This window comes from Achromobacter sp. HNDS-1 (assembly GCF_040084795.1).
Classification (GTDB): domain Bacteria; phylum Pseudomonadota; class Gammaproteobacteria; order Burkholderiales; family Burkholderiaceae_B; genus Achromobacter; species Achromobacter ruhlandii.
In genome coordinates, this window is record NZ_CP157584.1 from 6,172,611 (window position 1) to 6,185,313 (window position 12,703).

The following is a 12,703-nucleotide window of genomic DNA, read 5'->3' on the forward strand; positions in this document are numbered from 1 at the left end:
TGGGTCAGCCGATCCGGGCGCTGGACAGCGGCGCGTCGGCGCGCGCCAGCTGCGCGGGGTTCACCTGGGTGCCTTGCGCGATCCACTGGCGCAGCTGGCGCAGTTCGCGCGCCGCGTTCACCGCCACGGCGCCGATGACGCGGCCGCCATCGTCCAGCGCCACCGACAGCAGCGCCCGGGCGTCCGCCTGGGGCCGCAGCACTTCGCGGGCGGCCCGCGCCGGAAAACCGGCGATCTGCACCATGGCGTCGTACTGTTCCGACCACACCGCGCCGCTGGGCTGGTAGGGTTGGCCGGCATCCAGCGCCGACAGCGCCGCCGCCGCGCCCTGGTCCTGGGCGTTCTGCCAGGATTCCAGGCGGATGGGGCCGCCGCGGGCGGGCGCGGCCACCGCCACGTCGCCCGCGGCCAGCACATCGGGCGCCGACGTGCGGCAGTATTCGTCGACCAGCACGCCGCGCTCGCAGGCGATGCCGGCCTCGCGCGCCAGGGCGTCGTTGGCCTGCATGCCCACGCCCAGCACCACGGCGTCCGCTTCCAGTCGGCTGCCGTCGGCCAGCTCGGCGACGCAGCCGCCTTCGGGTCGCGCATGCACCGCGCGCAGGCTGGCGTTCAGGCGCAGCGCCACCCCCTGCCCGGCATGCAGCGCCGCCAGATGGGCCGAGACGCCGGGCGGCACGCTGCGGGCGCACAGGCGCGGCGCCTGCTCCAGCACCGTGGTGGCGCAGCCCGCCTGGCGCGCGGTGGCGGCCACTTCCAGGCCGATCCAGCCGCCGCCGGCAATGACGATGCGGCGGCCCGGGCCCAGGCGGGCCCGCAGGCGCAAGGCATCGTCGCGGGTGCGCAGCACATGGACGGCGGGGCCGTCGGCGCCGGGCAACGCCGGCACGATGGGACGGCCGCCGGTGCACAGGATCAGCTTGTCGTAGTCGAGCACGGCGCCGGTGGAGGTTTCCACCTGATGGCGTTCGGGCCATAGCCGTGTCGCCGCGACGCCGGGCCGGAACGTGATATCCAGTTCGGCCAGCCGTTCCAGGGAAAACAGCTCGGTGCTTTCAGGCGCCGCCTGGCCGCCCAGCACCGTCTTGCTCAAGGGGGGGCGCTCGTAGGGCGCGTGCGGTTCATCGCCCAGCAGCACGAGGCGGCCGGCGTAGCCGCGGCCGCGCAGCGTGGCCGCCGCCCAGCCGCCCGCCTGCCCCGCGCCGACGATGACGATGGCGCCCGCTTTCACGGGGCCTCCGCGCTCAAATAGATGGTGCCGGCCTCGACCCGCACCGCGTAGCGGCGCAGGTCGGTGGTGACGGGCGGGCATTGGGGCTTGCCGCTACGGATGTCGAACACGCCCTGGTGCAAGGGGCATTCGATGGTGCCGTCTTCCATATAGCCGTCGGCCAGGCTGGCGTTGCCGTGCGGACAGCGGTCCTGGGTGGCGCAGATATCGCCCTGCAGGTCGTAGAGGCAGACCGCCTCGCCATCCAGCGCGACGCGCAGCGTGCCAGTGTCGGGAGAGATGTCGCCCACCTGGGCGACCGGGGTCCAGGTCGTCATGGTCACAGCCCCATCGCGTTGCGGTAGTAGTCGTAGAACGAGCGGATCAGCACTTCGGTCACCATGTAGTCGGCCGGCTCGGTGTCGCGGCCGCCCATCTCGACGATGCCGCGCGCCTCGGGGTAGCCGGTGACGCCGATCTGCACCTGGTTCAGCATCTCGCTGTCGTCCATCGAGACGAAGCCGGCCGGGCCCAGCAGGTTGGCGTGCTTCAGGCGCAGGCGGGTCATTTCCTCGTCATCGTCCTCGTAGCCGTAGTAGGTGAAGACGAGTTCATGCTCGGTCGGGCTGCGCGGGATCACGTGGCGGGTCTTGAGCGAATTGGCCTGGATGCCGAACTGCGCGGCGGGAAAGACCCAGGCGCCGCCGACCCGGCCGCGGTTGAATTCGGCGCGCGGGGTGACGGTTTCCAGGTCGAGCAGCTCCAGGTCGTCGCGGAAGCGGCTCATCTCGCTGGTGGCCTCGGTCTTCTTCTTGCCCTCGTTGTGCGACACCATCACGCTGTGGGCGCCGCCGCCGGTGGGAATGCACTCGGACTTGGAATCCGCGCGCCACAGGCCGAAGGTGATGTAGAAGGTGTGCAGCAAGGTGGCGTGGTACGGGTCCTTCAGGTTCTCCAGGTACATCTTCCAGTTGCTGGGAATCAGCTGGCGGCTGTAGCCCAGCAGCTTGAGCTTCTTGCCCGGCAGCATGTGGTCGATCTCGGCCAGCACCTCGGGGCCGCAGTAGTCCTCGAAACTGGGCGCATCGTCGGCGAACGTCGCCCAGATCGAGCCGCCGCGGTTGACGCTGCGCAGCTTGCGGATGCCGTTCTGCCTGGGGTCGAAGTCGCGCGGCATGCCGCCCTTGCCCATGGCGCCGCGGCGGAACGGGACGCCCTGCAGGTTGCCGTCCAGGTCGTAGTTCCACTGGTGGTACGGGCAGGTGAAGTCGCTCACCTTGCCGGTGTTCTGCCAGCAGATCTGGGCGCCGCGGTGGGCGCAGCGGTTCTCCAGCACGTTGATCTCGCCGCTTTCGGTGCGCACCATGATGACCGGGCGGTTGCCGATCCAGTTGCGCTTGTAGCAGCCGGTTTCGGGCACCTCGCACTCCAGGCCGACGTAGTTCCAGGTGCGGCCGCCAAAGAACACGTCCATCTCCTTCTGGAAGATGGCGGGGTCGGTGTAGACCCAGTTGGGAATGCGCGTGTAGCCCTCCTTGGGCCAGCGGCGCTCGATATGGATGGGGGCCGCGGCGGGCGTTTCCAGCACGGCGGAATCGGAACAGGTCATGGCGGGTTTCCTGGCAGCGGGATCAGAGGGGAACGATGAGCGAGGTGCGTACGCGGTAGTTGTCGTAGACGCAGTCGCGGCGGGCCAGCAGCGGGCCCTGCGGCGTCAGGCGCAGCTCGTCCAGGTAGCGGCCCACCATGTTCAGCGTGGGCTCGCGGTCGGACAGCGACTCCATCACGGCGAAGTTGGCCTGGGCCACGATGCGCTCGCCCTGCGCCTCGATGACGCGCACGCCGCTGATGAAGTGGCGCAGCGAACGCGGTTCGAACATGGTGGTTTGGCGCAGCGCGGTGACGCGGTCGCGCAGCATGTTCTTGTTCATGCAATAGATCAGGCCGAGCGGCAGGCCGGCGTCGTGGTTCTCGCGCGACAGCACGCGGTAGTGGCAGTCCTCGGTGAAGAAGTCCGGCCATTCCTCCAGCCGGTCTTCGTCCAGGCAGTAGGCGTAGTCGTCGTAGAAGTCGCGCAGGCGGGCGCGCAGCGAGGTGTCGTCGGGCAATTGGATCTGGGTCATGGGAATTTCCGGAATGCGAGCGGCGCGCTCAGGACGCGGCGGCCAGTTGCGCCAGGTTGCTTTCGAAACCGCCCTGGCTGCCTAGCGCCAGGATCGGTTCCTGCATGCGCTCCTGCCAGATCAGCGATTCCATGGCGATCTGCAGGGGGTGGTCCTGCACCGTCAGGGCCGAGGTGGTCTCGGTGCCCGAGTGGTGCGAATGCATGGCCCAGCCGGGCGCCGACAGGATCAGGTCGCCGGCCTTCCAGTCCAGCCGCACGCCGTTGACCTTGCTGTAGCCGTTGCCGCGCAGGTAGTAGTTGATGGCCGACGAGCTGTGGCGGTGCGGCACGTGGTGGTTGTCCGGCGGCGACGATGAAATCGTGGCGAAGAAGCTGTGGGTGGTGCCGATGCGGCGTTCGGTGGCCGGGTTGTACAGCACGAAGAGGCGGCGGCCGTTATAGCCGCGCGCCATGTCCTCGACGCTGGGCAGGTGGCGCGAGACCGCCGCCCAGGGCCAGTGCAGCGCCTTCGATTCGAGCACGTCGATGTCGATCAGCCACTCGTAGCCCATCAGCCAGGCGCCTTCCGGCGTAATCTGCTCGCGCAGCGCCAGGTCGCGGGCGCGCACCGCCTCGGGCGAGCGGGCCGGCGCGGGGCGGGTGTTGGCGTCGGCCGGCGGCACGTCGCCCTCGAACTCCTCGACGTAGTGGATCTCGAGCTTTTCCAGCAGCGGCGCGTTGGAGTACGACAGCCGCACCCAGGGCGTCTGGCCGTCATTGCGGTACGAATGCACCTGCATCGCCGGCGTGTTCCATACGTCCCAGCGCGCCACCCGGATGTCGCGGCCGGCCACCGTGGCCACGCCCTCGCCGCTGATACAGATCTCCAGCATGTTGGAGTTCTTGCGCAGGTTGAAGGTGCGTTCGCCGGGGTTGACGACGTTGATGGTGACGTCCGTGCCGGGGGCCAGCCCCAGGCCCGGCGCGGTCGCCAGCGGATGGGCGATGAGCGAGGCGCGGCGGCCGTTGGCGGGGCGCGGCGCGTCGATCAGGCGGGCGATCTCCAGGTCGATCTCCTCCTTGGGGATCACGATCGATGGCCATTTGTTCTGCTCGCGGGGCGCGGCCCCGCTGACGTCGATGAACATGTCTGTCTCCTGTGGCCGGCGGGCGGTGCGCGCCGGCGTCATGATGATTTGAAAGGGGGTGATTGGAATCAGGGCTGCGCCAGCAGCAGGTTCTCGCGGGTCTGCGGCGGCAAGGCGACGCCGAGCCCGTGGTCGCGGGCGTGCTCGTACGCCACCTGCGCCATCGCCAGGTCCGACAGGCCCATGCCCATGCCCTTGAACAGCGTCAGCCGCGCATCCGGCGCGCGGGTCTCGCCGCGCGCCAGCAGGTCGCCCAGCACCGCCACGCCGTCCCACGCCGCGCCGTCCGCGCCATAGCGTTCGCGCAGTTCGCGCGAGCCGCGCCGGGCGTTTTCCAGGTCGTCCACCACCACGCGGTCGGCGCGCTCGAACACGTCCTGGCTGAATTCGGCCTTGGCCGGCAGGATCGCGCCCACCGCGTTCAGGTGTCGGCAGTCGGCCAGTTGGGCCGCGTCGACGAACGGTTCGACCGCGCGCGTGATCAGCGTGACGATCTCGGCGCCGGCCAGCGCGTGTTCCAGCGTGGGCGATTCCTCGATCGTGAAGGCGTACTTGCCGGACACGGCATCGACGAAGGCGCGGCGCTTTGCCGGCGTCGGACTGTAAACCCGCACGCACCGCAGCTTGCGCACTGCGGCCAATGCGGCCAGTTGCGTCACGGCCTGCGGCCCGGTGCCGATCAGCGCGGCCCGCGTCGCGCCCTCGGGCGCCAGGGCGCGGGTCGCCACGCCGCTGATGGCGGCGGTGCGCAGCATGCCCAGCGCGCGCGCCTCGATCACCGCCCGCAGCAGGCCGGTGTCGGCGTCGAACAGGCTGAACAGCGACCCGCCGCCCGCCTTGGTGTGAACCCAGGTCTTGAAACCGGCATAGCCGCCGGGGCCGGGCCGCACCGAGCCCAATGCATGCATCGAGCTGCCGTCGCCCCAGGTGGCCAGCGCCTTGGGCACGTTGCGCGCGCCCTCCTTCGCCTGCGCCACCAGCATGCGCTGCAGCGCGTCGATGGCGCGCGGGATGGTCAGCGCCGCCACCACGTCTTTTTCGGTGAGATACCGCAATGCCTCGGTCATGCCTGTGTCCTTCGTGTCAGTGGGGGTGGACGGGTTCGTCCGCCACCGTGTTGCGCAGCGTGCCGACGCCCGGCACCTCGATCTCCAGCGTGTCGCCGGCCGCCAGGAAGCGCGGTGGCTGGCGGCTGGAACCGACGCCTTCCGGCGTGCCGGTGGCGATCACGTCGCCGGGCGCCAGCGGCGTGAAGGCGCTGATGTAGGCGATCAGTTCGGGAATCGGGAAGATCAGGTCGGCCAGTTCGCCCTGCTGCACGGTCTCGCCGTTCAGGCGCGTCTGGATGCGCAGGCCCGCCGGGTCGCCGATCTCGTCGGCGGTGACCAGCCAGGGGCCGATCGCGCCGCTGCGCTCGAAGTTCTTGCCGGGCGTGACCTGGGCGTTGTGCTTCTGGAAGTCGCGCACCGAGTTTTCGGCCATGCAGGTGTAGCCGGCCACGTGGTCCAGCGCGTCGCGCGCCGCGATGTGGCGCCCTGCCCGGCCGATCACCACCGCCAGTTCGCCCTCGTAGTCGAAGCGGTCGGAGGCGCGCGGCTTCCAGACCGGCGCGCCGTGACCGACGAAACTGTCGGGATAACGAGCGAACAGCGAGGGATGGCGCGGCAGCTCGCGGCCGGCCTCGGCCACGTGGCGGCCGTAGTTCAGGCCGACACAGAGGATCTTGCGCGGCGCGGGCACCGGCGGCAGCCATTGCAGGCCGGCCAGCGCAATGCCGGGGCCGTCCTGGCCGGCCGCCGCTTGCGCGATGGCCTCGATGCCCGCCGCCAGGGCCGTGGCCAGGTCGGGCCAGTACCGCGTCAACGGCACGACCTCGGCGTCGCGCAGCACGCCCCAGGCCGGCTGGCCCGCATGCTCGAAGCTGATCAGCTTCATCTTGTCTCCTGTTCTGTGGGCGGTCCTCCTGGCATGCAATTGAGTGACGCATTGCATGCATTCGGTGGCTTTTAAGTGCCGTGACCGCTGTTTTTCCGAATTATTGCATGCAATTTTGATAAATCGCAAGGTCGAGTTGTTTTTTTGATCCGCGATTGCATGCAATTTTGTAGGTACACTGGAGGCCCCTTCAGATACGTTTCAGCCGACGATCCGCTATGGCCGCTCAGATCGACAAAGTGATTTCCGAACTCCGGGACATGGTGCTTTCCGGCGCCCTGCAACCCGGCGAACGCGTGGTGGAACTGCAGTTCTCGGCGCGCCTGGGCGTGTCGCGCACGCCGCTGCGCATCGCGCTGACCGAACTGGAAAAGGAAGGCCTGCTGGAACGCCTGCCTTCGCGCGGCTTTCGCGTGCGGGCCTTCACCGTCGACGAGATCGGCGACGCGGTCGAAGTGCGTGGGGTGCTGGAAGGCATGGCGGCGCGGCTGCTGGCCGAGCGCGGCGCCAGCGCCGAAGTGCTGGAACAGCTGTCGCAGGCGGTGGAGGAAGGCCGCGCCCTGCTGGCGCCGGCGCGGCGCGACCCCAAGGCCACGGTGGACGCGCGCGCCTGGGGGCAGATCAACCGCCGCTTCCACGAGATCCTGTGCGAAGCGGCCGGCAATCGCGCCCTGCTGTCGGCGCTGGAACACAACAACAAGACGCCGCTGGCCGGCCCGGCCGCGCTGACGCTGCCGTCCACCCCTTCCCTGCTGGAGACGCCCTTCGTGCTGCGGGCGCAATCGGATCACGAGGACCTGCTGCGGGCGATCACGCGGCGCGAGGCCGCGCGCGCCGAGAACCTGATGCGCGAGCACGCCTACCGCAGCCGCGAGAACAAGCGCGTCCTGCTGGAATCCCTGCGGGGGGGCGTGGCGGGGCTGGCGCAGCCGGCCGACAGCGCGGCGGCCTAGGACCGGGCCACCGATTTGAAAACGCGAGGCCTAGGGCCTGCCCACCTGCCTGACGTGGGCCGGGGCCGCGCATCCGAACGGCAGCCCGAGGCGGCCGCCAGGGAAGGCTGCGTTCAGAACAGCCGGCGCACGCGCTCGCGGATGGCGCCGGCATAGGCCCAGCACCACACCGCCAGCGCCAGCATCGCCACCGTGAAATAGGCGCGCGCTTCAAGCGGCACGGGATTCAGGCGCGACAACGTTGGGAACGGCTCATAGCCGATGAAGTCGCTGGCGGCCAGCGCGCTGAACAGCAGCGCCAGCGCCGGGCCGGTGAAATGCGGGCGTTCGCCGCGGGTCCGCGGATCGGCCCGGAAATACCAGTGGCACCAGCGCAGCAGCTGGATCACGACGGCGGCCAGCGGAACGACCAGGGCAAGCTGCAGCACGAGCAGCGCAACGATGACTTGAGTGGGAAGCATGGCCGCGATTTTACGCGGCCTCGCGGCGCGCTACGGGACAACCCCTATTACTGCGCGATATGCAAACAACTATCGTATTCGAGAATTATCAAATAAGAGAATTCTCGCTTCCGACAAAATGGCCGCAGACCCTACCTACGATTACGCCGTCATCGGCGCCGGCATCGCCGGCGCCTCCGTGGCCTACCGCCTGAGCGCGGCCGCCTCCGTGGTGGTGCTGGAGCGCGAGGCGCAGCCCGGCTACCACTCCACCGGCCGTTCGGCCGCCATGTTCATGGAGACCTACGGCACCGCCCAGATCAAGGCGCTGACCCGCGCCAGCCGCGACTTCTACGAGCATCCGCCGCAGGGTTTCTGCGAGCATCCCCTGCTGAGCCCGCGCGGCGTGCTGTACATCGCCGCGCCCGACCAGCAGGACCTGTTGCGCGAGGTCTACGACGAATTCCGCAGCCAGTCGCCCAACGTCACGCTGATCGACGCCGAACAGGCGTTGGCGCGCGTGCCCTGCCTGCGGCCTGACCAGTTATGCGGCGCCATCGAGGAGCCGGACGCTCGCGATATCGACGTGCATGCCTTGCACCAGGGCTTCCTGCGCGGCATGACGCGCCAGGGCGCGGTGCTGCGCAACCACGCCGAACTGGTTGCCGCCACGTACGAGGACGGCGCCTGGACCCTGACGCTGTCCGGCGGCGAGTCGCTGCGGGCGCGGGTGCTGGTGAACGCGGCCGGCGCCTGGGCCGATCATGCCGCCACGCTGTGCGGCGTGCGGCCGGTGGGCCTGCAGCCGTGCCGCCGCACCGCCTTCACCTTCACCGGGCCGGACGACGTCGACTTCGCGCACTGGCCGGCCGTGGTCGGGGTGGACGAGAGCTTCTATTTCAAGCCCGACGCCGGCCAGTTGCTGGGCTCGCCCGCCAATGCCGATCCGGTGCCGGCGCACGACGTGGTGCCCGAGGAACTGGACGTGGCCACGGGCATCTACCGCATCGAATCGGCCACCTCGCTGACCATCCGCCGCCCGCGCCATACCTGGGCCGGCCTGCGCTCGTTCGTGGCCGACGGCGATTTCGTGATCGGATGGGATCCGGCCACGCCCGCCTTCTTCTGGCTGGCGGCCCAGGGCGGCTACGGCATCCAGTCCGCCGCCGGCGTCTCGCGCCTGGCCGCCGACCTGCTGCTCGACCTGCCGTTGAACGACAGCCTGACCGCGCAGGGGGTCGACCCCGCGCGCCTGTCGCCGGCCCGTTTCTCCCCTTCCCGATAGGAGCCCGTTCCATGCGCCAAGCCATCCAGCGCCTGCCCAGCAGCCTGCCCTTCCCCTTCTCGCGGGCCGTGAAGGCCGGCGGCTTCCTGTTCCTGTCGGGGCAGGTGCCGATGAGCGCCGCCGGCGAGGTGGTGCGCGGCGATATCCAGACCCAGACCCGCGCGGCCTGCGAGCGCATTGTCGAAAGCCTGGCGGCCGGCGGCGCGCGGCTGGACCAGGTGGTCAAGGCCACCGTGTGGCTGTCGGACATGAGCCATTTCGCCGGTTTCAACGAGGTCTACAAGGAATTCTTCGGCGCGGCGCTGCCGGTGCGCTCGACGGTGGCGTCGGCGCTGGCGCTGAACGTCGACGTGGAAATCGAAGTGCAGGCGTATATCGGGCAGGACCCAAGCGGGCATGACCCAAGCGGCGGGCAGGACGGAAGCGGGCAGGACTGAAGTTCGACACGGCGGCAAGAACGGACAACCCTAAAGCACGGAGCGATCGCATGAAGATTTTTTCCGGGTCCCTGGCGACCGAGACCAATACCTTCTCCCCCATTCCGACCGGCCTGTCGGCCTATCGGTCGCGCGGCTACTACCCGGCCGGCCAGCACCCGGACCGCATGCAGATGTTCTCCGGCCCCCTGTGGGCCGCGCGCCAGCGCGCCCAGGGCAAGGACTGGACGCTGATCGAAGGCATGACGGCGGGCGCGACGCCGGCCGGCCTGACCACCCGCCACGCCTACGAGACCCTGCGCGACGAACTGCTGGAGGACCTGCGCCGCGCCGGCAAGGTCGACATCGCGCTGTTCGGCCTGCACGGCGCCATGGTGGCCGATGGCTATGACGATTGCGAAGGCGACCTGCTGCGGCGGGCGCGCGAGATCGTCGGCCCGGACACGGTGATCGGCGCCGAGCTGGATCCGCACTGCCACCTGACCGACGCCATGGTGAACAGCGCCGATTTCCTGGTGTGCTTCAAGGAATACCCGCACACCGACATCCTGGACCGCGCCTACGACCTGGTCGACCTGTGCGTGGCGCGCGCCGAGGGCCGCATCAAGCCGACGCGCGCGGTCTTCGACTGCGAAATGATCTCCATCATGCACACCAGCCGCGAGCCGATGCGCGGTTTCGTCGACCGCCTGCTGGCGATGGAAGGCAAGGAAGGCGTGCTGTCGGTGTCGATCGCGCACGGCTTCCCGTGGGGCGATACGCCCGACATGGGCTCCAAGGTGCTGGTCTACACCGATGGCGACGCCGGCCAGGCCGAGCGGCTGGCGCGCGCGCTGGGCGAGGAGATCATCGCTTTTCGCGACCAGCTGGCGCCGCCCTACCCCGGCGCCGACGAGGCGCTGGACCAGGCGCTGGCGTTGGCCGATTTCCCCGTGGTGCTGGCCGACTCGGCCGACAACGCCGGCGGCGGCGCGCCCAGCGATGCCACCTTCATCCTGGAACGCGTGCTGGCGCGCGGCATCCAGGACGTGGCGACCGGCCCGTTCTGGGACCCGGTGGCCGTGCAGCTCTGTTTCGAGGCCGGCCAGGGCGCGCAGATCAAGCTGCGCATCGGCGGCAAGGTGGCGCCGGTGTCGGGCCAGCCGCTGGACCTGGCCTGTGAGATCGTCGCGCTCAAGCGCGACGCCATCATGACCGGGCTGGCCGGCACGCCCGCGTTGCTGGGCGACGTGGCCGTGGTGCGCAGCCAGGGCGTGACCATCGTCATGACCACCAACCGCACCCAGGCCATGGACACCGACCTGTTCACGCAGTTCGGCGTCGATCTGGGTGCAATGAAGCTGGTCATCCCGAAATCGTCGCAGCACTTCTACGCCTCGTACTCCAGGCTCGGCCGCCACGTCATCTACGTCGAGACGCCCGGCGCCATCACGCAGGACTACAACGCGCTGCCGTTCACCAAGCGCAAGTTGCCGAAATGGCCCTTCAAGGGCTGATATCCAACCATTGCCCACGCAGGCAACCGGACAACACAAGGGGATGACCATGATGAAACGATTCAGCCTGCTGGGCGCCGCCGCCCTGCTGGCCTGCGGGCTGGCCGCGGGCCAGCCGGCCCAGGCCCAGGCCAAGACGCTGCGGATGGTGCCGCACGCGGACCTGAAGACGCTGGACCCGCTGTTCAACACCGCCTATATCACCCGCAACCACGGCTACATGGTGTTCGACACGCTGTTCGCGCAGGACAGCCAGGGCCAGCCCAAGCCGCAGATGGTGGAAAGCTGGACCGCCTCGCCCGATGGCAAGACCTGGACCTTCAAGCTGCGCCCGGGGCTGAAGTTCAACGACGGCACCCCGGTGACCGCCGAGGACTGCATCGCCTCGCTGCAGCGCTGGGCCAAGAAGGACACGATGGGCCAGGCGCTGATGGCCGCCGGCGCCGAACTGGCCGCCACCGGCCCCGACAGCTTCTCGCTGACGCTCAAACAGCCGTTCGGCCTGGTGCTGGACGCGCTCGCCAAGCCGTCGGGCATGCCGCCGTTCATCATGCCCAAGCGCCTGGCGCAGACCGACGCCAACACCCCCGTCACGGAAATGGTCGGCTCCGGCCCGTTCCTGTTCAAGCGCGATGAGTGGGTGCCGGGCAACAAGGTGGTGTACGTCAAGAACCCGGCCTACGTGCCGCGCAACGAACCGGCCGACGGCCTGGCCGGCGGCAAGGTCGCCAAGGTCGACCGGGTCGAATGGATCTACATTCCCGACGGCAATACCGCCACGGCCGCGCTGATGAACGGCGAGGTCGACATGATCGAGCAGACCACGCCGGACTTCCTGCCGGTGCTGGAAAGCAACCCGGACATCAAGCTGAACACCTCGGTCGCCACCCAGGGCATGGCCATCGTCAACGCGCTGCATCCGCCGTTCGACAAGCCGCAGGCGCGCCAGGCGCTGTACTACCTGTTCAGCCAGAAGGAAATGCTGGCGGCCATCGGCTATCCGGAGAAGTACCGCGTCGACTACTGCGCCACGCTGTACATCTGCGGCTCGCCGCTGGCCACCGACGCCGGCGCGGCGCCCTACGCCAAGCCCGACCTGGCGCGCGCCAGGCAACTGCTGCAGGAGGCCGGCTACCAGGGCGAGAAGGTCGTGGTGCTGTACCCCACCGACCACATCAGCGCGCCCGCCGTCATGGTGCTGACGCAGAACATGAAGAAGGCCGGCTTCAAGGTCGACCTGCAATCCATGGACTGGGCCTCGCTGGCGGCGCGCCGCCTGAAGAAGGATCCGCCCGAGCAAGGCGGCTGGAGCCTGTTCGTGACCTGGGGCGGGTACTACGACGCCAGCACGCCGCTGACCAACCCCTGGCTGTCGGCCGCCTGCGGCAACAGCCTGCCGGGCTGGCCCTGCGACAAGGAACTGGACGCGCTGCGCACGCAGTGGATCCAGGAACCCGACGCCGCCAGGCGCAAGGACATCGCGGCGCAGTTGCAGGCCCGCGCCTACCAGACGGTGCCGTACGTCATGTGGGGCGAATTCAAGCCGGTGTCGGCGATCCGCGGGCTGTCGCACACGGAGCTGATGAAGACCGGCATCCCCGTGATGTGGAACGTGGAAAAACCATAACGCGGCGCGGGACCGCGCGTGATCGCCACGCGCGCCCCGCCTCTGCACAATCAGGCCGCCGCCCAGCG

General features: G+C 69.4%; 13 protein-coding genes. 5 read left to right on the forward strand and 8 right to left on the reverse strand.

Going from position 1 to position 12,703, the window contains the following annotated elements; translation table 11 throughout:
* Window positions 1–4: 4 nt before the first annotated feature.
* The 7 genes from ABFG95_RS28445 to ABFG95_RS28475 all read right to left on the reverse strand — a co-directional run bounded on the left by ABFG95_RS28445 (window position 5) and on the right by ABFG95_RS28475 (window position 6,397).
* Window positions 5–1,231 (reverse strand): FAD-dependent oxidoreductase, encoded by a 1,227-nt coding sequence (locus ABFG95_RS28445; RefSeq protein ID WP_348995225.1) that lies wholly within the window; start codon window positions 1,229–1,231, stop codon window positions 5–7.
* Entirely contained in the window at window positions 1,228–1,548 is a 321-nt protein-coding gene (locus ABFG95_RS28450; RefSeq protein WP_049073688.1) for a non-heme iron oxygenase ferredoxin subunit, read from the reverse strand. The genes ABFG95_RS28445 and ABFG95_RS28450 overlap by 4 nt, the downstream gene beginning before the upstream one ends.
* A 2-nt stretch (window positions 1,549–1,550) precedes the next feature.
* Window positions 1,551–2,819 carry an aromatic ring-hydroxylating dioxygenase subunit alpha gene (locus ABFG95_RS28455; protein WP_049073685.1) on the reverse strand — a complete coding sequence of 423 codons (1,269 nt, stop codon included), beginning with the start codon at window positions 2,817–2,819 and terminating at the stop codon, window positions 1,551–1,553.
* Between the two features lie 22 nt (window positions 2,820–2,841).
* Complete coding sequence (locus ABFG95_RS28460; protein WP_063583410.1) at window positions 2,842–3,333, reverse strand: aromatic-ring-hydroxylating dioxygenase subunit beta; 492 nt, start codon at window positions 3,331–3,333, stop codon at window positions 2,842–2,844.
* A 28-nt stretch (window positions 3,334–3,361) separates the two neighbouring features.
* The gene (locus tag ABFG95_RS28465; protein WP_054418112.1) at window positions 3,362–4,462 is read right to left on the reverse strand and encodes an AraC family ligand binding domain-containing protein; all 1,101 of its coding nucleotides are present in this window, start codon (window positions 4,460–4,462) and stop codon (window positions 3,362–3,364) included.
* A 68-nt stretch (window positions 4,463–4,530) separates the two neighbouring features.
* Window positions 4,531–5,529, reverse strand: a complete 999-nt coding sequence (locus ABFG95_RS28470) for an ornithine cyclodeaminase family protein (protein WP_175145946.1) — start codon at window positions 5,527–5,529, stop codon at window positions 4,531–4,533.
* A gap of 16 nt (window positions 5,530–5,545) precedes the next feature.
* Window positions 5,546–6,397 carry a fumarylacetoacetate hydrolase family protein gene (locus ABFG95_RS28475; RefSeq protein ID WP_059270547.1) on the reverse strand — a complete coding sequence of 284 codons (852 nt, stop codon included), beginning with the start codon at window positions 6,395–6,397 and terminating at the stop codon, window positions 5,546–5,548.
* A gap of 218 nt (window positions 6,398–6,615) precedes the next feature.
* On the opposite strand from ABFG95_RS28475, the gene ABFG95_RS28480 reads away from it, so the two are divergent.
* Window positions 6,616–7,350 (forward strand): GntR family transcriptional regulator, encoded by a 735-nt coding sequence (locus ABFG95_RS28480; protein ID WP_054418106.1) that lies wholly within the window; start codon window positions 6,616–6,618, stop codon window positions 7,348–7,350.
* A gap of 113 nt (window positions 7,351–7,463) precedes the next feature.
* On the opposite strand, the gene ABFG95_RS28485 is transcribed toward ABFG95_RS28480, so the two are convergent.
* Window positions 7,464–7,811: a hypothetical protein gene (locus tag ABFG95_RS28485; RefSeq protein WP_068980914.1), complete on the reverse strand. Its 348-nt coding sequence runs from the start codon at window positions 7,809–7,811 to the stop codon at window positions 7,464–7,466.
* A 118-nt stretch (window positions 7,812–7,929) separates the two neighbouring features.
* Here ABFG95_RS28485 and ABFG95_RS28490 point away from each other — a divergent pair, with 118 nt between their 5' ends.
* The 4 genes from ABFG95_RS28490 to ABFG95_RS28505 are packed head-to-tail and all read left to right on the forward strand — an operon-like array spanning window position 7,930 to window position 12,635.
* The gene (locus ABFG95_RS28490) at window positions 7,930–9,075 is read left to right on the forward strand and encodes an FAD-dependent oxidoreductase (protein WP_278990860.1); all 1,146 of its coding nucleotides are present in this window, start codon (window positions 7,930–7,932) and stop codon (window positions 9,073–9,075) included.
* A gap of 11 nt (window positions 9,076–9,086) precedes the next feature.
* Window positions 9,087–9,512 carry a RidA family protein gene (locus ABFG95_RS28495; RefSeq protein ID WP_278990862.1) on the forward strand — a complete coding sequence of 142 codons (426 nt, stop codon included), beginning with the start codon at window positions 9,087–9,089 and terminating at the stop codon, window positions 9,510–9,512.
* Window positions 9,513–9,562: 50 nt separating this feature from the next.
* On the forward strand, window positions 9,563–11,008 hold the full coding sequence (locus ABFG95_RS28500) for a M81 family metallopeptidase (protein ID WP_336729549.1): 1,446 nt from the start codon (window positions 9,563–9,565) through the stop codon (window positions 11,006–11,008).
* Window positions 11,009–11,057: 49 nt separating this feature from the next.
* Entirely contained in the window at window positions 11,058–12,635 is a 1,578-nt protein-coding gene (locus ABFG95_RS28505; protein WP_278990865.1) for an ABC transporter substrate-binding protein, read from the forward strand.
* Window positions 12,636–12,703: the final 68 nt, after the last annotated feature.